This is a genomic window from Rhodococcus mengyinensis (genome assembly GCF_048381435.1).
In the GTDB taxonomy this organism is placed as follows: Bacteria; Actinomycetota; Actinomycetes; order Mycobacteriales; family Mycobacteriaceae; genus Rhodococcus_F; species Rhodococcus_F opacus_D.
Genome location: NZ_JBLWIT010000145.1, coordinates 169029 through 187117, shown reverse-complemented (window position 1 = coordinate 187117; position 18089 = coordinate 169029). Strand labels below are relative to the sequence as shown.

At 66.9% G+C, this 18089-nt stretch carries 20 protein-coding genes and 1 tRNA gene; 9 read left to right on the top strand and 12 right to left on the bottom strand.

Annotated features, from left to right (window positions below; translation table 11 throughout):
* Window positions 1–11 precede the first annotated feature (11 nt).
* Window positions 12–88 (top strand) — tRNA-Leu (locus ACNJ7E_RS37320).
* 232 nt (window positions 89–320) lie between these two features.
* On the opposite strand, the gene ACNJ7E_RS37315 is transcribed toward ACNJ7E_RS37320, so the two are convergent.
* A complete protein-coding gene (locus tag ACNJ7E_RS37315) occupies window positions 321–1319 on the bottom strand; it encodes an HNH endonuclease (protein WP_418342203.1) in 999 nt (332 codons plus the stop codon).
* A gap of 356 nt (window positions 1320–1675) precedes the next feature.
* Here ACNJ7E_RS37315 and ACNJ7E_RS37310 point away from each other — a divergent pair, with 356 nt between their 5' ends.
* Window positions 1676–2542 (top strand): pentapeptide repeat-containing protein, encoded by an 867-nt coding sequence (locus ACNJ7E_RS37310; RefSeq protein ID WP_418342202.1) that lies wholly within the window; start codon window positions 1676–1678, stop codon window positions 2540–2542.
* 34 nt (window positions 2543–2576) lie between these two features.
* Here ACNJ7E_RS37310 and ACNJ7E_RS37305 read toward each other — a convergent pair whose 3' ends face one another.
* From ACNJ7E_RS37305 to ACNJ7E_RS37295, 3 genes are all read right to left on the bottom strand, one after another.
* Window positions 2577–3353 carry a class I SAM-dependent methyltransferase gene (locus tag ACNJ7E_RS37305; protein WP_418342201.1) on the bottom strand — a complete coding sequence of 259 codons (777 nt, stop codon included), beginning with the start codon at window positions 3351–3353 and terminating at the stop codon, window positions 2577–2579.
* A 21-nt stretch (window positions 3354–3374) separates the two neighbouring features.
* Complete coding sequence (locus ACNJ7E_RS37300) at window positions 3375–3746, bottom strand: hypothetical protein (RefSeq protein WP_105413395.1); 372 nt, start codon at window positions 3744–3746, stop codon at window positions 3375–3377.
* A 154-nt stretch (window positions 3747–3900) separates the two neighbouring features.
* The gene (locus ACNJ7E_RS37295) at window positions 3901–4344 is read right to left on the bottom strand and encodes a hypothetical protein (protein WP_280781471.1); all 444 of its coding nucleotides are present in this window, start codon (window positions 4342–4344) and stop codon (window positions 3901–3903) included.
* Between the two features lie 167 nt (window positions 4345–4511).
* Here ACNJ7E_RS37295 and ACNJ7E_RS37290 point away from each other — a divergent pair, with 167 nt between their 5' ends.
* The gene (locus ACNJ7E_RS37290; RefSeq protein ID WP_418342200.1) at window positions 4512–4946 is read left to right on the top strand and encodes a hypothetical protein; all 435 of its coding nucleotides are present in this window, start codon (window positions 4512–4514) and stop codon (window positions 4944–4946) included.
* On the top strand, window positions 4943–5545 hold the full coding sequence (locus ACNJ7E_RS37285; protein WP_317568108.1) for a metallophosphoesterase: 603 nt from the start codon (window positions 4943–4945) through the stop codon (window positions 5543–5545). Before ACNJ7E_RS37290 ends, ACNJ7E_RS37285 begins: the two co-directional genes overlap by 4 nt.
* Here the strand turns inward: ACNJ7E_RS37285 and ACNJ7E_RS37280 are convergent.
* The 5 genes from ACNJ7E_RS37280 to ACNJ7E_RS37260 form a co-directional block, all read right to left on the bottom strand.
* Window positions 5517–6503 (bottom strand): AraC-like ligand-binding domain-containing protein, encoded by a 987-nt coding sequence (locus tag ACNJ7E_RS37280; RefSeq protein WP_418342199.1) that lies wholly within the window; start codon window positions 6501–6503, stop codon window positions 5517–5519. The two genes, ACNJ7E_RS37285 and ACNJ7E_RS37280, sit on opposite strands and share 29 nt — an antisense overlap.
* 8 nt (window positions 6504–6511) lie before the next feature.
* The gene (locus ACNJ7E_RS37275; protein WP_280781476.1) at window positions 6512–7051 is read right to left on the bottom strand and encodes a MarR family winged helix-turn-helix transcriptional regulator; all 540 of its coding nucleotides are present in this window, start codon (window positions 7049–7051) and stop codon (window positions 6512–6514) included.
* A gap of 90 nt (window positions 7052–7141) precedes the next feature.
* Window positions 7142–7975 (bottom strand): mycofactocin-coupled SDR family oxidoreductase, encoded by an 834-nt coding sequence (locus ACNJ7E_RS37270; protein ID WP_317568106.1) that lies wholly within the window; start codon window positions 7973–7975, stop codon window positions 7142–7144.
* Window positions 7976–7998: 23 nt separating this feature from the next.
* Entirely contained in the window at window positions 7999–8742 is a 744-nt protein-coding gene (locus ACNJ7E_RS37265; RefSeq protein WP_280781478.1) for an SDR family NAD(P)-dependent oxidoreductase, read from the bottom strand.
* A gap of 25 nt (window positions 8743–8767) precedes the next feature.
* The gene (locus ACNJ7E_RS37260; protein WP_280781479.1) at window positions 8768–9703 is read right to left on the bottom strand and encodes a 3-oxoacyl-ACP reductase; all 936 of its coding nucleotides are present in this window, start codon (window positions 9701–9703) and stop codon (window positions 8768–8770) included.
* A 244-nt stretch (window positions 9704–9947) separates the two neighbouring features.
* Here ACNJ7E_RS37260 and ACNJ7E_RS37255 point away from each other — a divergent pair, with 244 nt between their 5' ends.
* Window positions 9948–11411, top strand: a complete 1464-nt coding sequence (locus ACNJ7E_RS37255; RefSeq protein ID WP_280781480.1) for an MFS transporter — start codon at window positions 9948–9950, stop codon at window positions 11409–11411.
* A gap of 69 nt (window positions 11412–11480) precedes the next feature.
* Here the strand turns inward: ACNJ7E_RS37255 and ACNJ7E_RS37250 are convergent, their stop codons facing one another.
* Together ACNJ7E_RS37250 and ACNJ7E_RS37245 are read right to left on the bottom strand one after the other, a co-directional pair.
* Complete coding sequence (locus ACNJ7E_RS37250) at window positions 11481–11963, bottom strand: nuclear transport factor 2 family protein (RefSeq protein WP_128639302.1); 483 nt, start codon at window positions 11961–11963, stop codon at window positions 11481–11483.
* Window positions 11960–12856 (bottom strand): TIGR03619 family F420-dependent LLM class oxidoreductase, encoded by an 897-nt coding sequence (locus tag ACNJ7E_RS37245; protein ID WP_009479039.1) that lies wholly within the window; start codon window positions 12854–12856, stop codon window positions 11960–11962. The genes ACNJ7E_RS37250 and ACNJ7E_RS37245 overlap by 4 nt, the downstream gene beginning before the upstream one ends.
* A 202-nt stretch (window positions 12857–13058) precedes the next feature.
* On the opposite strand from ACNJ7E_RS37245, the gene ACNJ7E_RS37240 reads away from it, so the two are divergent.
* On the top strand, window positions 13059–13952 hold the full coding sequence (locus ACNJ7E_RS37240) for an IclR family transcriptional regulator (protein ID WP_280781481.1): 894 nt from the start codon (window positions 13059–13061) through the stop codon (window positions 13950–13952).
* Window positions 13953–13985: 33 nt separating this feature from the next.
* On the opposite strand, the gene ACNJ7E_RS37235 is transcribed toward ACNJ7E_RS37240, so the two are convergent.
* The gene (locus ACNJ7E_RS37235) at window positions 13986–14522 is read right to left on the bottom strand and encodes a flavin reductase family protein (protein WP_280781482.1); all 537 of its coding nucleotides are present in this window, start codon (window positions 14520–14522) and stop codon (window positions 13986–13988) included.
* A 197-nt stretch (window positions 14523–14719) separates the two neighbouring features.
* Between ACNJ7E_RS37235 and ACNJ7E_RS37230 the strand changes: the two genes are divergently transcribed.
* The 3 genes from ACNJ7E_RS37230 to ACNJ7E_RS37220 are packed head-to-tail and all read left to right on the top strand — an operon-like array spanning window position 14720 to window position 18089.
* Complete coding sequence (locus tag ACNJ7E_RS37230) at window positions 14720–15595, top strand: alpha/beta fold hydrolase (RefSeq protein WP_105413209.1); 876 nt, start codon at window positions 14720–14722, stop codon at window positions 15593–15595.
* Window positions 15592–17304 (top strand): FAD-binding protein, encoded by a 1713-nt coding sequence (locus ACNJ7E_RS37225; protein WP_418342198.1) that lies wholly within the window; start codon window positions 15592–15594, stop codon window positions 17302–17304. Before ACNJ7E_RS37230 ends, ACNJ7E_RS37225 begins: the two co-directional genes overlap by 4 nt.
* The gene (locus tag ACNJ7E_RS37220; protein ID WP_283352481.1) at window positions 17304–18089 is read left to right on the top strand and encodes a 2-keto-4-pentenoate hydratase; all 786 of its coding nucleotides are present in this window, start codon (window positions 17304–17306) and stop codon (window positions 18087–18089) included. The genes ACNJ7E_RS37225 and ACNJ7E_RS37220 overlap by 1 nt, the downstream gene beginning before the upstream one ends.

The window sequence follows — 18089 nt, the reverse complement described above, 5'->3', positions numbered from 1 at the left end:
GGCGACCGGTAGCCCCTATAGCCCAATTGGCAGAGGCAGCGGACTTAAAATCCGCCCAGTGTCGGTTCGAGTCCGACTGGGGGCACCATTGAGCCGCAGTTAGGGGCATTTCTCGCGCTACGAAGGTGCCGTTGACCAGGTCGCGGCGTGGCTGGATCGGATGGAGCGGCACGAGCACGATAAGGACCGAGACGTCTGTCCGATCCGAGGTCGAAGGGTCGGCGGCACATGCTTCGGATGGCGAACTGGTCGTTTGAGGTGTGCGAGCTGGCGGAGTGCGAGAGCACGGGGCAGGCGATATGACGCTCCGCAGGCACGTCCTACCCCGCTGCGATGATCTTGTTCGACTTGGTCCGGTTGCACCGCCAGCACAAGGTTTGGAGATTCTCCGGCGCTGTCAGACCGCCCGTGGACACAGGCATGACGTGATCCACCTCCAGCAACAGATGCGGTTCCGCCGACAGAGAAATCGAGCAGTACCGGCATGTGTGGTTGTCACGGGTCTTGATCATGTTACGCAGCGTCGTGGTCATGAGCGCGCGCTGGCCGGCCGCGCTCTTCCGCCACTTGATCTTCTGCGACATAGTTTCGATCAGCACGTCGATCGTCTGCCGGTTGAGAGTGACAGATGATCGCTGGCCGCTGTTTCCACCGGCACTGACGTACTCGAAGGTATAGACCGGGTACGGCACGCTGATCGGCGACAACTCGACTCCGATGTGCTTCATGAGCTCGTCGGAGTAGTGCTCAAGGATGAATTTCGGCGGGTTGACCATTTGTGTAATGCCGACCTCCCGCTGCTGAAGGTTCGCGACCGCATCCTCCAGACGGGTGATGCCGTCCCCGAGGCTCTCCACCTCGGCGAGGTCTTCCTCGTTGGCCCTGATGTCGAAGTACTTCATGAGGTACTTGATCGGGTCGACGCTGGCGTTGCGAACGACCTGCAGCGAGCAGTTGTGAACGTGCGGAGACTGATAAGTGGCCAGGTTGCGGTCACGCCGGTACTTGTGGCGGCTGGTGTTGTCGAACGTCGCCAGGTTTGCCTGAGCACCGGTCGATGACCCGCCGAGTACGAAGGTTCCTCGGCTGCGGATCTCGGCGACGTAGCCAGCGATCTCATTGTGCTCTGCGACCACCGAAGCGATCTCGGCCTTATGTGCCAGGAACTCCTCGCCGGCGAAGTAGCGCTCCTTCAGGATGTGCCGGATGAGCCGGTACAGGAGATAGCCAATTCCTGCGACGAGGGCGACCGGCCAAAGAGTCTGGATCGCTGCAACCACAACGCCGACGAGGAGTAGAACCCCGATCACTTGCCACATGTTCTCACCTCCGGTTCAACGGGAAGCGCGAACCCACCCCCGTGCCGCTGAAGTATGCCCGGCACGACCGACAGAAATCGGGTGCGCAGTAAAACGGCTAGTCGCGACGACTCGGCGGCGAACACGAGGTCTGCCCAGAAGAGCAACGTGCGCCGCCGTACTCACACCACTGGGCCCGATGGCCGCGTGTGTGCAGTAGGCCGCGTCTGGTCCAACCCGAGCGCGGACGTTCTGACCTCCAGTCGTGTCGTATGTACGTGGAAACCTCTGTCCGACATTGTCGATGAATCCAGGTGTTGGCGCTGAGCCGTCAGTACTGGCAGAGGGGTATGTAGTTTGATGGGCTGACACAGCCGATGGCCACGTTCCTGGCCGGTTCGGCAGTCGCACTGATCGCGTTTCTGACCGGGTGGCTGAGAAGGAAGCTCGACCGCGAGCAGTTCCGGTCGGTGCGCGACGTCCAGCGGCAGCAGTTCGAAGCGAATGAGAATGCAGAACCTAAGTGCGACCGACGCGATCGTTACACCACGCATTCTGCACAGCTCGGCCACGAATCATCTGCGGTTCGCCTGGCAGGAGCTTACGGTTTAGCGGCGCTCGCAGACGAGTGGGTTCGTGCCGATCAGGGTGCGGACGCACAGACTTCGGTCGACCTGCTGCGAGCCTATCTGCGTATGGGTGTAGATGATGGATCCGTCGGACTCAATGCTCGCGAACGTGAATTACGAAAAGCGGTAGTCGAGGCGATTGCGCGCCGTGCCGATTGGTGGTTGCGGTCGGTGGGCGCTGGGGCCAAGCACGTTTGGCGCCATCTCGATACGGATCTCTCCGACAGTTGCTTGGTTTCGATCGATCTCTACCGGGCGCACCTTGCCGGCATCACCTTGTCGGGAGCGAATTTGTCCGGCGCAGTCCTGTCGAGAGCAGATCTTGAGAATGGGATTCTGGATCGAGCGATTCTCGCAAATGCGAAGTGCACGGGAATCTACGCGCGCGGGGCGGATTTCGAAAATGCTTACTTTCGTGGCGCAGATCTGCGTTATGCGAATCTGACCGAAGCGAATCTTAGCGGTGCAGATCTGACTGACGCCGATTTGACTGGTACCCAACTCACCGGAAGGTGTCTGGAGGGCCTCCGGGGCGGCATGAGCACTGGTTACGGGCGGAGATGGCGCGACAAGTTCAAGTCAGCGCGTGAGCCCGTGCGCTGGGCGAGGAAGTAAGCGCCAAGCCCGAGCCACCGCCGACGCGCCGCTGTCAGGACTGCCGGACGAGTTCCGCCCGCATCTGGGTGAACAGGAACAGCCCGGGGCGGCCGGCGATCTGTTCGTACTCGCGCACGACGTCGTCCATGAACTCCGGCACGGCTGCGTCGTCGAGGTGCGTGGTCCAGTCGGTGGATCCGACGGTGCACCACCGCGCGAATTTTTCCCGGGAGCCGAAATCCCATTCGACGTCGCGCACGACGAGGTCGGTGGTGCCGAGTCCTGCTGCCTCCGCGACGTCGCGGAACTTCTGCGGTTCGATGTGGATGAACGGCGCCGTGAAGTCGGTGAAGAACTCGGCCCATCGCGGGCGTGCCGCCACGGCCATCAAAACGTCTTCGACACTGGTCCGCAGGCTCGCGCACACCATCTGGATGATCACACGCCCGCCGTCCACGACGCTGCGGGCGATTCCGGCCAATGCCACCTGCAGGTCGGGGACCCAATGCAGGGCGTTGAACGACACCGCGACGTCGAACTCGCCATCGAACGGGAGGTCGCGTGCATCGGCGATACGGAACTCGGCGCGGGTGCCGTCCGGCAATGCTCTCGATTGGGCCTTCGCGATCATCCGCGGCGACGCGTCCACTCCGACCACCGAGCCGCCGGGAAGACGTTCCGCGATCCGGAGCGTGACGAATCCGTCGCCACATCCCACGTCGAGCACCCGTTCACTGCCCGCGAGGACGAGTTCCGCGATCGACTTCTCCGCGACGGCGCGCTGGAGGGCGCCGACATCGGCGTAGCCTTCGCCGTCCCAATCGACCATGACGGCCGGGCCCGGCCTACCTCAGGCGCCCTGGTGATGCGGGCTTGAGTGTGCGCCGCCCCCGGCCCGCGCGATGGACGCGCGGACGCGGGCCGTGGCCTGCCAGATCTGGGTGCTGTCGTGCACGCTGATGACCGGTATGCCCTGCTCACGGGCGTGCTGAACGGTCAGTGCGTCCTGGGGTGAGCCGATTCCGTCGAGGACGTCCTCGGTGACGATCGCGCAGAGCGCGGGGCCGTCGATCTTCCGGACGGGCTCGAGTCCGTGGACAACCATCCACTGCTTGACCATCGCCCAGTGGGACACCTCTTTGTACCGCGTGGGGTTGCCGATGAAGAGAACCCGACGGGAGCGGCGGGCGCGAGCGATATCGATGTGCGTGACGGTAGCCATGGCGGAGGGTTCCTGTCCGTTGCGGGATTCCGTACTGTCAATCCCCAATCGCAGCGGTTTCGTTACGCGCCGGTCCAAGAAGTTCGCCATTCCCGCGTACGTGAGTGCGAAAGAGTGCTCGAACACGCTTTGCCGCTCACGTACGCGCGGTCCGTCAGCTGCCGAACGGACTGCCGGACGAGCCTCCGCCGCCCGGCCCCGACGTCTCGGTCACGGTGACGACGGTGGGTTCGACGGTGCCGTTGTTCAGCGGCGGGACGCTTCCCCACTGCTCGAAAGACGGCACGCTCGAGCAGGACCATTGCACCGCGTACTCGCCGGGGTCGACGGTGGCCCGCAGTTCGCCGTCGTCTCCGCCCATCACGACGGTCGGGCCCACGGTGGCGGCAGGCACGGTTCCGTCGACGGGGACGATGTTCATCACGCACACCACTGCCCCGGACACGTCGTACCGGACGTCCATGATGACCGCATTCCCGTCGACGCCGATGTCGACCGTGACGTCTTCGGGTGCCGCGGACGCGGTGGGGGCGGCGAGGAGACCCGCGCCGGCGACAGCGGCGGCGATACCTACGGTTCGTGCAATCGTGACCTTCATCGGTGCATCCTTCCGGACTTCTTTGTTGCCGGTTGATACGAGGCAGGAGCCACCCGGGAGTATCGCACCTCGAACCCTCATCTGCTGGGATGTGGAAGGTGGAACACTGCTGGTCTGGGAGTTCGGCGTGTCGATCCGACACCCGGTGCATCGAAGGAGACGGCGAAGTGCTCGGACGGAAGAACTACACGAAGGAAGAAATCGATCACGCCGAGGCGTCCGTCGCGGAGCAGATCGCCGCGTACACGTCGCTGACGGGGGCGATTGCGGGCGAGGTCACGGGCAAGAAGGTCTTCGCCGCACTCGAGGACTTCGAGCCACTGTTCTTCGACAACATGGTCCTGGTGCTGGACCGCTACTTCGTCCATCGGATCCGGGCGGTGACGGGCAAGGACGGGAACCCGCTCAACGAAGTCGAGATCATTGCCGACTCGTTGATGAACAACGACGGCGTCCTGCGCGGCATCAGCGTCCTGAAGTATGTCTCCGGCCAGTCCGTTCTGAAGCTCGAGATCGGCGACCGGATCCGTGTGAGCGCCGAGGACTTCGAGCGGTTGTCGGCGGCGTTCTTCGCGGAACTGCGGTCGCGGTTCCTGGCATGAGTGTGTGGTTCACGTCCGACCTGCACCTTCGTCACGCACGGCTGGTGGAGATCCGGGGCTTCGAGGCGGAGATCGACGCGCACGACGAATCCATCCTCGACGCGCTCGGCACCGCCGTCGGGAGCGGCGATCAACTCTGGATACTCGGCGACATCACCGTCGGTGGTAAGGCCGCCGAGGACTGGGCGCTGCGCGCACTGGGCGAGTTCGCGCGGACGCGGAACGTCGAACTGCATCTGATCCCCGGCAATCACGACTCGTGCCATCCGATGGCGAACCGCAACAGTCACATCCGGCAACGGGTGTTCCTGGAGACGTTCGCGTCGGTGCAGTTGTTCGCGCGGCGGAAGATCGCGACTGAGACCGTGCTGCTCTCCCATTTCCCGTACGTCGGCGACCACACCGCGGAGGACCGGGGCGTGAAGTATCGGCTGCAGGACGAGGGAGATTGGTTGCTGCACGGGCACACTCACCAGGACTGCGTGCTCGACCCGTCCGTGCACCCGCGGCAGATCCACGTGGGCTGGGACAGTTGGCGCAGGCCCGTGCACGTCGACGAGATCGCGGAGATCATCGGGTCGGACGCGTCGACTCGGTGACCGGTGTGGCGTCGGCGCGGTATCGGCCGGGTGTCGATCCGTGCGCGTTCTTGAACAGCCGGGAGAAGTGGGCTGCGTCGGCGAAACCCCAGCGGGCACCGATGGCCGAGACGGGTAGGTCGCGGTAACGGGGATCGGCGAGATCGCGTCGGCACTGCTCGAGGCGACGGCGTCGAATCCATCCGCTGACCGTGTCGCCGTCGGCTTCGAACATCTTCTGCAGGTGCCGCACCGAGATGTGATGCGCGGCGGCGATCGAGTGCAGATCCAGTTCCCGGTCGGCGAGCCGCTCGTCGAGGAAGGCGGTCACCCTGGCGCGCAGTGCGTCCCCGCGCGACTGCAGGAGCACCCCGCCGGCGAGGTGAAGTTGCTCCGCGAACGCGGCCGCGACCAGATCGAGGACGGCATCGCCGAGGTGCACCGCGACGGTGGGGGAGGCGTCGGCGATCTGCTCGCCGAGCCCGCGCAACAGTGGGGCAACTACGGCACCGAGCCCCTGCCTGCCGGGCACACGGCGTGCGGTGAGCTGGGCGATGCCGTCGGGCGGAACGCGGAGGAGGTGCCGGGGGAACATCACGACCAGCATCCGGAAGCGGTCGTCGAACGACAGCTGATACGGCCGGGTCGTGTCGTAGATCGCGAAGTCGCCGGGGGTGAGCGCGGTTTCGCGGCCGTCCTGGCTCAGGACGCTGTTCCCGCGCACCTGCAGTCCGAGTTTGAAGTAATCGGGGTTGGCGGCGCGGATGGTCCGGGGCGTTCGCCGAATGACGTGCGGGGCGGCCGTGACCTCGCTGATCCGGATCGCACCGACCGTCGCGCCGCGCACGACGCCACGGAAGTCGTCGTGGTCTGCCGACGTCATCTCGAGGGGGACGAACGCGTCGCTCACCGACTCGCGGAACTCGTCGAACGAGACGAGGCGTTGTTCCCCCGGACGGATGAGACTGCTCACGGCCATCATCTACCTCAACTGCGTTTGACGGCTTCGCGGGCGGCGGTGCCCGACGCCAGCTTCTCCAGCAACCCGATCAGGACGAGCCGTTCCGACGGTGTCAGCGTCTCGGTCCACGTCTGCTCGCGCTTGTTGTGCGCCGAGTACGTGCTGACGATGGCGTCGTGCCCGGCGTCGGTCAGCTCGAGGTCGACCGCCCGGCGGTCGCCTGCGGACGGTCGCCGTGTCACGAGACCGTCGCGCTCGAGCGTGTTCACCAGCGCCGACACGGCAGACCTGCTCATCCCCGACAGTGAGGCCACCCGCTTGGCCTCGCACGGTCCGGCGAGCCACAACACGAACAGCACCCGGAACCCAGGCCAGCTCCACCCGCTGGGCCGGTGGACCGTCGACTCGAGGTCGTAGACGAGGGCACTGGTCACGCGGTGCAGCGCGAGAACCAGCCGCATGGACACCGGATCGACCTCTGGCAGTTCGTCGACGGTCTTGCCCACCGCGAAGTCCACGAAGGACAGGAAGTCCAGGTTGCTCTGGTCGGTCGTCTCCTCGGGCATGAGCACAGGTTAGCGGCCGAACGGGTGTAATCAAAGCCTTGACCATTAGCGCCCGTGAGTACTAATCAACGTCGGGCGGTTAATAAGTACTCACAGGCCGCGCGCGGCATTGCCCGCGTCGACGGGCAGGACGATGCCGCTGATGTGTGCGCTGCCCTCGGCGGCGAGGAACAGCACGACCCGGGTGATCTCGGTGGCGTCCAGCCACGCCACGGGCTGGGCGTGCAGGCTGCGGAACACCGGTTCCACGTCCTCCGCTGCGGGCGCGTCGAGGTCGGGACGCATCATCCGGTAGAGGGCGTCGTTGTGAATCATCGGTGTCGAGATGTTGCCCGGCGCAATCGCATTCACCGTGATGCCGTGCGGGGCGAGGTCGAGCGCCGCGCTCTTGGTGAGCCCGATGACGCCCCACTTCGACGCCGCGTACGCGGCCATGTTGGTGTTGCCGGCCCGGCCGAGCATCGACGAGATGGTGACGATCCGGCCGTATCCCCGCCGGATCATGCCGGGTGCCACCGCTCCCACGGTGTTGAAGACGCCGGTGAGGTTGGAACCGATCGCCTCCGACCACTGTTCCTGCGTGAGCGACTGTACCGGGGCGGCCACCGAGACGCCGGCATTCGCGACCGCGACGTCGATTCTCCCGAACTCGGACTCCGCCTCTGCGACCAGTGCGTCCATCGCCGCCCGGTCCGCGGTGTCCGCCTCGGCGGTGATGCACCGTCGACCGGTGGCGCGCACCAGTTCCGCGGTTTCGTCGAGGTCGGCGGCGGTGGCCAGGGGATAGTTCACGGCCGGACTGTCCTCGCAGCGGTCGCCTAGCACTATGTCTGCTCCGCGTTCGGCCAGTGCGACCGCGTGGCTGCGGCCCTGGCCGCGGGCACCGCCGGTGATCAGGGCGACCCGGCCCTTGAAGTCTTCCATCGTCGTTCTCCTGTCCGGGCGGATCAGCGCAGCTTGATGCTGCCGCCGTCCGCCATCAGTGTCTGTCCGGTCATGTACCGCGAATCTTCGGACGCGAGGAACACCGCGACGGGCGCGATGTCGGTCTCGGGATCGCCGATCCGCTGGAGCGGAACCTTCGCCACGGACGCGGCGGCGCGGTCGGGGAATCGTTCCTGCCAGGCGAGGACGCCCTCGGTCGCGGCGAACGGGCAGATCACGTTGACCCGGATCTGATCGGCCGCCCACTCGTTGGCCGCCACCCGGCTGACGCCGCGGATCGCTTCCTTCGCCGCGGCGTACGACGTCTGGGTGGGCATGCCGTCGAGCCCGGACCCGGACGCGAAGTTGATCACCGAACCCTTCGCCGCCTTCAACTGCTCGTAGCAGGCCTGCATGAGGTGCACGACCGGATAGAACCCGGTCCGGAACGAGAGATCGAACATCTCCTGGGTGTGGTCGATCAGCAGTGCCTGCCGGGAGGCGTGGGCGTTGTTGACCAGCACGTCCACGGATCCGAACGCGGCGACGGCGGCGTCCCGGATCTGCTCGGCGGACTCGCGCCGGGAGATGTCGGCGTTCAGAAAGCGAGCGGACGATCCCAGTTCCTGCTCGAGATCCTTGCCGCGTTCGTCGTCGATGTCGACGAACAGGACGTTGGCGCCCTCGCGGACGAACACCGTCGTCACGGCGCGGCCGATGCCTCCGGCGCCGCCCGTCACGATCGCCGTCTTTCCGTGCAGCCTCATCGTGTGCTCCTTCTGCGGGTGTGGCTCAGACACCGGCGGTGTCGCCGGTCGCCAGCGCGACCTTCTCCAGTTCGGCGACGCTGAACGCGGCATAGTTCTCGTGCGGTCCGCGGCCGGCGAAATAGGGTGTGAGAAGCTCCTCGAGCTCCTCGGGTGAGAAGGCGGAACCTGCTGCGTCGAAGCGGTTCTCGACCTTCGGCGCTGCCATCAGCGCGACCATCTTGCCGTACACGACGAACACCTGCCCGTTGACCTCGTCGGAGGCGGGGGAGGACAGGTAGTGGACGAGGGTGGCGACCCGGTCGGGGGACAGGGGGTCGGGTCCCGCGTCGGCCGTGTTCTCGCCGAACGCGTCGGCGGTCATGGCCGTCCTGGCGCGCGGGCAGATCGCGTTGGCGCGCACCCCGTAACGCGAGAGGCCCTGTGCCGTCGACAGTGTGAGCGCGGTGATCCCGGCCTTCGCGGCCGAGTAGTTGGGCTGGCCCGCCGATCCGAACAGGAACGCCTCGGACGACGTGTTGACGACCCGCCCGTACACGGGGCCTCCGGCGGTCTTGCTCGACTCGCGCCAGTGCGCGGCCGCGGCCCGCGACGTGGCGGCGTGCCCCTTGAGATGGACGCGGATGACGTCGTCCCAGTCGGATTCGGAGAGGTTGAAAATCATCTTGTCGCGCAGGATTCCGGCGTTGTTGACGAGGATGTCCATCGATCCGAATGTGCGGACGGCCTCGTGCACGAGGCGTTCGCCCAGCGACCAGTCGGAGACGTCGCCGGTCACGGCGGTGGCGCGGCCGCCGGCTGCCGCGATCTCCGCGGCCACCGCGTGTGCCCCGTCGCCCATGTCGTTGACGACGACTGCCGCGCCTGCGGCGGCGAGTGCGAGGGCTTCGGCCCGGCCGAGGCCTGCGCCCGCGCCGGTGACGACGGCGGTGCGTCCGGCGAGGCTGAGTGATTCCGTCATGGGAACTCCTGATTGCGAGAAGAATTAGATTTCATTCTAGTTGTATCGCACGAACTACTGATCAGTCACTGCATAGGCACGATTCAATGGGGGAATGTTTTCTACTTTCCCTGCCGATTCGGCATCGACGACACCGGCTGCGGGCAGGTCTCGGTGAGTGGGAACTGTGGTCGACGTCACTGGGCGGCATGCCAGGTTGGGCGTGCTGATCCTCTCGAATCCCCCGGAGCCACATATGCATAACATGCCCCTGTCCCCAGGTGAGGCGGAGCGCGCACCGCTCTCACGCGGGAAGGCGTTCGCCCTGCTGGCCTTGATCATCCTTCTGGTCGAAGTCATCCCGCTCGCCTACAACTTCGTCACCCCGGCGCTGCCGGAGATCGCGAAACACTTCGGCACCGCGAACGTCGGCTGGGTGATCACGATCGTCACCCTGATGCTTGCCGCCTCGACTCCGCTCGTCGGCAAACTCGGCGACATCTACGGCAAGAAGCGGATGATGCTCGTGTCCGCCGCGGTGTTCGGCGCCGGTTCACTACTCGGCGCGCTGGCCCCCAACTTCGAACTCTTCCTCGTGGGCCGCGGCTTGCAGGGTGCGGGCATGGCGATCCTCGTGCTCGCCTACGGGTTGATCCGAGACATTCTGCCCCCATCGATCATTCCCGTGGCCGTGGGATTCGTCGCCACCGGAATGGGCGCCAGCACCATCCTCGGCCCGATCATCGGCGGTTACCTCATCGACCACTTCGGCTACACCGGCGTGTTCTGGGCGCAACTCCTCCACGTGGCGGTCGTCGGAATCGCGGTCGCGATCTTCGTTCCCGAGACCACGCTGCGGACGCGATCGAAGCTGGACGTGCTCGGCGCGGCCATCCTCGGCCTCGGCGCATTCGTGCTGCTGTTCGGTATCGGCAAGGCCACCGCGTGGGGGTACACGGCCCCGCAGACATTGCTGTGCGTTGGCGGCGGGCTCGCCATCCTCGCCGGCTGGCTGCTCTACGAACGCACGCCGAAGGAACCGCTCATCGACCTGCAGATGCTGAAGCACGGACCCGTCGCGAAAACATTGGCCGCCAGCGGTTTCGTCCAGTTCGTCCTGGTCAGCCATTCGATGCTCATCCCGATGTTCGTGATGACCGATCCCGACCTCGGTCTCGGTTACGGATTCGGAGTCACCGCACTCGCCGTCGCCATTTACACCGTCCCTACGGGCGTCGTGTCGATGATCGCGGGCCCGGTCGGCGGATACTTCACCCGCCGCATCGGCCCGGCACCGGTTCTGGTGTTCGGCGGCGCGTCCCTCGCGCTCGGATCGTTCCTGCTCGCCACCCTGCACGACTCGACGGTCCAGATGATGTTCGGGCAGTTGGTGATCGGCCTCGGGCTCGGTTCCGCATCGGCGACGCTGCCGAACCTCATCATGCGCACCGTGCCCGCGCAGACGCAGGGAATTGCAGGCGGGATGCTGAACCTCTCCGGCTCGCTGGGTAGTGCGATCGGCAGTCAGGTGATGATCGCCATCGTCGCGATCCCCGGTGTCGTGCTGGTGGGCCGCGCCGCGCAGTACTCGGAGAGGGGCTTCGTCTACGCCTTCTTCACACTCGCCGTCGCCGGACTGCTGGCCTCGGTGATGGGACTTCTCCTCATCCGCAACAAGATCGAGCGTCCGGTCGACGTGGCGTCGCCGAAGTCGGAGATGGTCGCCTGACAGTTTCCTTGCCCGACCACGAGGCCCGCAGCATCTGCGGGCCTCGTGTCGGTGTGGCAGTCCAAGTGTTCAGGCGCGCACCCCAGCCGCCAGCAGGGTGCGCGCCTCCTCGCGACCGTCGAGCAGCCGATTGACGCGCCGGGTCACCTTCCACTCGCCGTCGATCTTGGCGAGCTCCCACCGGTTGGCGGTGATCCGGTGGACGCGGAATCCGTCGTCGTCGTGAATGATCAACTGCGACTTGCACGTGGCCACCGCGGTGTCACCGTCGACGCGCACGTGTCCGGGCTCGAGCATGTGCGCGCAGCCGCCGCCGATCCATCCCTGATGCGCCTGCGACTGCACCATCGCCGTGATGGCCGCATGCCCGCGCATCACCCCGGTGTCGACGTCGTACACACCGTCCTCGGTCCACAGGCGTGCGACCGCGTCGGCCGAACCGCTGTCGATGGCGGGACCGTAGGCGGTCATCAGCTCGAGGATGGCGAGCTTGTCTTCGAGCGCGGTGACGCGTTCGGCGAGTGCGCGGACGAGTTCTTCGGTGCCGGTCATGGACGGATCCTGTCTTCGGTTGCGGTGCGGAAGGAGAGGCCGAGTTCGTCGCCCAGCTGCCGGAGGGCCTCCAGTTGCTCGCAGTAGTGGGCTGCGCTCGTGGACGCGAGGGTGGCGCTGACGACGGTGGTGCCGGCGTCGCGTCGTCGTTCGAGGGCGCGGGTCACGGTGTCGCGGGAGCCGATCGGATCGAGGGGCGCGCCGGCGCTGAGGACCATCTCGAAACCCTCGGGGAGGTCGACTCTGGCGAGCAGCGTGCACAACTCGTCGAGCGACAGGCCGAACGGCACCCACCCGTCGCCGAGCGTCACCGCGCGGCGCAGGGATCGCAGAGTCCGTCCCCCGATCCACAGCGGAACCCGCGGCTGGACGGCGTGCGGTTCGACGACGACGCCGTCGAAGTCGTAGAACGTGCCGTGGTACTCGGGCCGAGGTTGTGACAGCGACGCACGGAGCGCCGCGAGGGCGTCGTCGGCGCGGGCGCCCCGGTCGTCGAAATGGGCGCCGAGCAGGTCGAATTCCTCGCGCAGGCTGCCCACGCCCAGCCCGAGGACGAGTCGGCCGCCGCTGACGACGTCGAGCGTGCCGTAACGCTTCGCGATCTCGAGGGGGTGGTGATAGCCGAGTACCAGGACCTGGGTGGCGAGGCGGATGCCGGTGGTCTGGGCGGCCAGGAACCCGAGGGTCGCGAGCGGGTCCCAGTAGGTGCCGCCGCGCTCGACCGCGACGTCGGTGGGGACGGCGACGTGCTCGCTGCAGGTGAGGTGGTGGTAGCCGAGGCGGTCGGCGGTGCGGGCGATCGCGGTCAACTCCGCGATGCCGGCGCCGAGTTCCCAGTCCGCGCGGACGGCGGGGTGCGCGATGACGATGGGTGGCGCGATTCCTATGTGCATCAGGTGGTTACTCCGCTGTCGGGGGTCGGTCTGTCGTCACCGTTGTAGTGGAGGTGCCCCGGGGGTCGCGCGGGCGTTCCCGCTGACCGGGCGCGGCGATTGTCCGAATTCTTCCCCGCGGCGGGCACGGCTGGTACATTTTAAGAATTCATTTCAATTTTTGTCGGGCGTATGCGTGTGACCAGGATATTTGGAGGCGTCGATGACTGTCGTCGATTCGGATGATGCACTGTCGGTACCCGCTGCGAAGAAGGATCTGCCACCGTCGATGGTCGAGCGGATGACGCTGATCCTCGACGCCTTCGACGGCCGCACGTCGCGCCTGACCCTCGAGGAGGTCGCGTGCCGCACCCGGCTGCCGCGGTCCACGGTGCACCGCATCCTCGATCAGCTGGTTCGCCTCGACTGGGTCGACCACGCCAGCTTCGGCTACTGCCTCGGACGGCGCGCGATGGGGCTCGGCGGCGGCGACAACGGGCACAGCCAGGTCCGGGCCGCGGCGGCCCCGCTGCTGCACGACCTGCACATGCAGACCGGAATGGTGGTGCACCTGGCCGTGTTGGACGGTGCGGAGAGCGTGTACCTGGACAAGGTGGGCGGACGGATGGCCGCGAGCCTGCCGTCGCGGGTGGGTGGGCGCGTGCCCGCCTACACGACGGCGGGCGGCAAGGCGATGCTGGCGTGGGTGGACCCGGAGCAGGTCGACAGCATGTACGGGCCGCGGCTCAACCGGAGCACGGACCGCACGATCACCGAACTGTCCACACTGCACCAGGAGCTCAACCGGATCCGGCAGCGCCGCGGCCTCGCGTTCGAGCGGGGCGAGGCGGTGCGCGGAATCGGCTGCGTCGGTGTCGCGGTCCGCAGTGCCGACGGGCCGGTGGCCGGCATCTCGCTGTGCGGCGACACGCGCACCGTCCAACTCGAGCGCGTCGCCCCGCTCGTCGTCGACGCCGCCCGGGAAGTCACCCGGACGCTCCACCCCGAACTGGGAACACCCCGTCGCGGCCGCCGGACCCCGGAGATCCCGGACAGCTCGTGGTCGACCGAGACGCTGGACCAGCTCCTCGCGGTGCAGTCCGGCCAATGGCTGTAGCGCCCGTGCGCGTGTGACGAGTCTCTGGACTCGTTACGCGCGCACGGGCCGCGGAGCGGCGTCGATGCCGAAACCGCCCCGGAAGAACACCATCGGACGCTCCTCGCACACCGAGTCGAGTTCCAGGACGCGTCCGATCACGACGTCGTGGTCGCCGGCGGTGTGCACCGACTGCACGTCCGCGTGCACGCGGACGAGGACCCCCGGCAGCGACGGCGTCGACCACCGCGACGGCTCCCAGGCGAGCCCGTCGAACTTGGTGCCCCGGCTCGAGCCGAACCGGAAACAGAGGTCCGTCTGGTCCTCGCGCAGCACGTTGATCGTGAAACGCCCCGACCGCCGGATGCGCGGCCATGCTCGCCCGCGGTGATCGGCGCAGAACAGGATCAGCGGCGGCTCCAGGGACACCGACGCGAACGACTGACACGTGAAACCCACCGGACCCTCCGTGTCGAGGCCGGTCACCACCGTCACTCCGCTGGCGAATTGGCCGAGGGCACGGCGCATCTCGTCCGGTGACGGTGCGTCCGAGCGGGTCCCGGGCTGGGTGCCGGCCGGTTCGATTGCCATCAGACCGCCTCCGATTGCTCTTCCGTCGCCGACCCGTTCGACGATCGTCCCCGAGGCTAGGGACGGCCCAGAACCGTCACGAGATGCCGTCTCGGTCAGTGGAAATCCCCGGCCGATGCCTGCGCGCACAGGGCGATGTCTCGCTGACCGGGATCGCTTCTGTCCGAGCCTGGAGCGCGCTGGCAACGTGACCGACCATGACGACTGACTCGAGTTACGAGGGCACCCTGAAGGAGCTGAAGACCGACCTCGGCGTGCTTCGCTACCACGAGGCCGGCGACGGTCCGCCTCTTCTGCTGCTGCACGGCTCCGGCCCCGGCGTGACGGGGTGGCGCAACTTCCGCGGCAACCTCGGCGTCTTCGCCGAGCACTTCCGCACCTTCGTCCTGGAGTTCCCGGGATTCGGGGTCAGCGACGACTTCGGCGGTCATCCGATGCTCACCGCAGGCGACGCGGTGCTCCGCTTCCTCGACGGACTCGGGCTGGACGAGGTGGCAATGCTCGGAAACTCGATGGGCGGCATCGTCGCCACCCAGTTCGCCATCGCGCACCCCGACCGGGTCGGCAAGCTGATCACCATCGGCGGCATCGGCAGGAACCTCTTCAGCCCCGGCCCCGGTGAGGGCATCAACCTCCTGATGGAGTTCACGGACGACCCCACCCGGGAACGACTGATCGCGTGGCTGCACTCGATGGTGTTCGACCCCGCGATGGTCACCGAGGAACTGATCGAGGAACGCTGGACGCAGGCCACCGACCCCGAGACCCTCGCCAGCGCCCGCAAGATGTACAGCAGGGCGGCGTTCGAGGCCGGCGCCCGGGCCGCACTCGAATCCGACGCGGCCCCGTACTGGGCTCAGCTGCACAAGGTGAAGGCACCGACACTGCTCACGTGGGGCCGCGACGACCGAGTCAGCCCGCTGGACATGGCGATCATCCCGATGCGGTCGATTCCCCGGGCGGAACTGCACGTGTTCCCGAACTGCGGGCACTGGGCGATGATCGAACAGAAGACGGCGTTCGAGAGTGCCGTCCTCGCCTTCCTGCTCCGCAAGGACGGCAGCGGACGATGACCGGCACCGAAGAAACCTTCGACACCACAGTCGATTTCCTCGTCGTCGGCAGCGGTGGCGGCGGTATGGCCGCGGCGATCACCGCCGCCGACCGGGGAATCGACACTCTCGTCATCGACAAGGGCGCCACGTTCGGCGGCTCCACCGCCATCTCGGGGGGCGGCATCTGGATTCCCAACGCCCCGACACTGCGGGAGAAGGGCGTGATCGACTCACGGGAGTCGATCCGACGCTACCTCGACATCATCACCGAGGGCACGGTTCCCGCCGACCGTCTCGACGCGTTCGTCGACAAGGGCCCCGAGCTGATGGAACTGCTCGACCGCAGCCCGCACATGAAGCTCTACTGGGTGAAGGGCTACTCCGACTACCACCCGGAGTACGACGGCGGCCGACCGCTCGGGCGCACCATCGAATGCATGCCGTTCGACACCCGGGCGCTGAAGGAGAACGAGCAGTACCAGCGGCCGAACAGCATGAAGGGTCCGCTCGGACTGTGGGTCACGTCCAAGGACTACCACGACCTCGCCATGGTCAAGCGCACCTGGAAGGGCCGCAAGGCATCCCTCGTCGCGGCGTGGCGGGTGGCATCCAACGTAATCCGCCGACGCCACATGGCCACCGGCGGCCGCGCACTCGTGGCGCGGATGCGGATGGTCCTCGAGGACGCCGGGGTGCCGCTGTGGCTGAAGGCGTCGATGACGGAACTGATCGTCGACGGCACCGGAGCCGTCGTCGGTGTTCTCGCCGAACGTGACGGACGAACGGTCCGGATCGGCGCCCGCCGCGGCGTGCTGCTCGCGACCGGCGGGTTCGACCACAACCAGGACATGCGTGCGAAGTACCTGCCCAAGCCCGGCGTCCCGGACGTCAGCGCCGGTGCCCCGGAGAACACCGGCGACGGCATCGTCGCCGGCCAGAAGCTCGGCGCTGCAGTCGACCTCATGGACGACGCCTGGTGGATGCCGTCGGTGCTCCACCCGATGGGCGCCGTGATCCCGCTCGTCTCGGAACGGTGCATTCCGCCGTCGGTGATCGTCAACGGCCGCGGCGAACGCTTCACCAACGAGTCGTCGCCGTACGTGAACTTCGTCCACGACCAACTCGACGGCGGTCACGTCCCGGCGTGGTTCGTGATGGACGGCAAGGCGAAGTCGCGGTACCCGTTCGCGCAGGTGCTGCCGGGTGTGCCGTTCCCACAGGGGTTCTACGACTCCGGGGTCGTGCACAAGGCGGACACGCTGCGCGACCTCGCCGACGCGATCGGCGTCAAGGCCGACACCCTGGTCGCGACCATCGACCGGTTCAACGGCTTCGCCCGCACCGGCAAGGACGAGGACTTCGGCCGCGGCGACAGCGCGTACGACCGGTACTACGGCGACCCGACGATGAAGAACCCGTGCCTCGACGAGATCGTCCAGGGACCGTTCTACGCGATCCGGTGCGAGGCCGGCGACCTGGGCACCAAGGGCGGCCTCGTCACCGACGCCGACGCGCGGGTGCTCCGCGAGGACGGCTCCGTCATCGACGGCCTGTACGCCACCGGCAACACGTCGGCGTCGGTGATGGGCAACGAATACGCCGGCGCGGGCGCGACCATCGGTCCCGCCATGGTGTTCGGCTACATCGCCGCGCTGCACGTCGCCGACGTGAGTGGCGAGGCGTCCCGGACCACGCGACAGCACTCACGTGCGGGAGAGGTGGCGTGATGCTGAGCGATGCGCAGCGACTGTCCGCCGCCCACCTGCTGCGGAACGCCGAACAGGACCGTGCGCCGATCGACCCGTTGACCACCGTGTTCCCGGGCATCGACGTGGTCGACGCCTACGAGATCGCGCTGATCAACATCCGCGCGCGGCTGGAGGCGGGGGAGACGGTGTACGGCCACAAGGTCGGGCTGTCGTCCGAGGTCATGCAGAAGATGATGGGCGTCGACGAACCCGACTACGGACATCTGCTGTCGAGCATGGTGTACGCCGAGGGGACGCCGATCGACACTGCTCGATTCTGCTACCCGCGCATCGAGGTGGAGATCGGGTACGTCCTCGGCGAGACCCTGCCGGGGGAGGGATGCACCGAAGAGGACGTGCTGGCGGCTACCGAATACATCGTTCCCAGCATCGAACTGATCGACTCCCGCATCACCGACTGGAAGATCGGGCTCGCCGACACGATCGCCGACAACGCGTCCTCGGCGGGCATGATCCTCGGCGCCGGACGGGTGGAACCGGCGAACGTCGACATCGGCGGGATCTCCGCCGTGCTGTTCCAGGGCGAGGAGGAGATCGCGCGGGGCGAGGCGTCGGCGGTGCTCGGCAATCCCACGAAGGCCGTGGCGTGGCTGGCCCGGAAGGTCGCGAGCTTCGGAGTGCGACTCGAGGCCGGGCACGTCATCCTGCCCGGCTCGTGCACCCGCGCGATCGACGCCCGGCCCGGTGACGTGTTCCGCGCCGATTTCAGTGACATCGGTTCCGTATCAGTAGAATTCAAGTAA

What these genes read in the sequence shown, in the direction of transcription:
- ACNJ7E_RS37315 (WP_418342203.1), bottom strand. Translation starts at nt 1,319, where the DNA reads ATGTGGCAAGTGATCGGGGTTCTACTCCTCGTCGGCGTTGTGGTTGCA.
- ACNJ7E_RS37230 (WP_105413209.1), top strand. Translation starts at nt 14,720, where the DNA reads ATGACGACTGACTCGAGTTACGAGGGCACCCTGAAGGAGCTGAAGACC.
- ACNJ7E_RS37245 (WP_009479039.1), bottom strand. Translation starts at nt 12,856, where the DNA reads ATGCACATAGGAATCGCGCCACCCATCGTCATCGCGCACCCCGCCGTC.
- ACNJ7E_RS37305 (WP_418342201.1), bottom strand. Translation starts at nt 3,353, where the DNA reads ATGGTCGATTGGGACGGCGAAGGCTACGCCGATGTCGGCGCCCTCCAG.
- ACNJ7E_RS37300 (WP_105413395.1), bottom strand. Translation starts at nt 3,746, where the DNA reads ATGGCTACCGTCACGCACATCGATATCGCTCGCGCCCGCCGCTCCCGT.
- ACNJ7E_RS37235 (WP_280781482.1), bottom strand. Translation starts at nt 14,522, where the DNA reads ATGGCAATCGAACCGGCCGGCACCCAGCCCGGGACCCGCTCGGACGCA.
- ACNJ7E_RS37285 (WP_317568108.1), top strand. Translation starts at nt 4,943, where the DNA reads ATGAGTGTGTGGTTCACGTCCGACCTGCACCTTCGTCACGCACGGCTG.
- ACNJ7E_RS37240 (WP_280781481.1), top strand. Translation starts at nt 13,059, where the DNA reads ATGACTGTCGTCGATTCGGATGATGCACTGTCGGTACCCGCTGCGAAG.
- ACNJ7E_RS37255 (WP_280781480.1), top strand. Translation starts at nt 9,948, where the DNA reads ATGCCCCTGTCCCCAGGTGAGGCGGAGCGCGCACCGCTCTCACGCGGG.
- ACNJ7E_RS37310 (WP_418342202.1), top strand. Translation starts at nt 1,676, where the DNA reads ATGGCCACGTTCCTGGCCGGTTCGGCAGTCGCACTGATCGCGTTTCTG.
- ACNJ7E_RS37295 (WP_280781471.1), bottom strand. Translation starts at nt 4,344, where the DNA reads ATGAAGGTCACGATTGCACGAACCGTAGGTATCGCCGCCGCTGTCGCC.
- ACNJ7E_RS37275 (WP_280781476.1), bottom strand. Translation starts at nt 7,051, where the DNA reads ATGCCCGAGGAGACGACCGACCAGAGCAACCTGGACTTCCTGTCCTTC.
- ACNJ7E_RS37220 (WP_283352481.1), top strand. Translation starts at nt 17,304, where the DNA reads ATGCTGAGCGATGCGCAGCGACTGTCCGCCGCCCACCTGCTGCGGAAC.
- ACNJ7E_RS37260 (WP_280781479.1), bottom strand. Translation starts at nt 9,703, where the DNA reads ATGACGGAATCACTCAGCCTCGCCGGACGCACCGCCGTCGTCACCGGC.
- ACNJ7E_RS37250 (WP_128639302.1), bottom strand. Translation starts at nt 11,963, where the DNA reads ATGACCGGCACCGAAGAACTCGTCCGCGCACTCGCCGAACGCGTCACC.
- ACNJ7E_RS37280 (WP_418342199.1), bottom strand. Translation starts at nt 6,503, where the DNA reads ATGGCCGTGAGCAGTCTCATCCGTCCGGGGGAACAACGCCTCGTCTCG.
- ACNJ7E_RS37270 (WP_317568106.1), bottom strand. Translation starts at nt 7,975, where the DNA reads ATGGAAGACTTCAAGGGCCGGGTCGCCCTGATCACCGGCGGTGCCCGC.
- ACNJ7E_RS37225 (WP_418342198.1), top strand. Translation starts at nt 15,592, where the DNA reads ATGACCGGCACCGAAGAAACCTTCGACACCACAGTCGATTTCCTCGTC.
- ACNJ7E_RS37265 (WP_280781478.1), bottom strand. Translation starts at nt 8,742, where the DNA reads ATGAGGCTGCACGGAAAGACGGCGATCGTGACGGGCGGCGCCGGAGGC.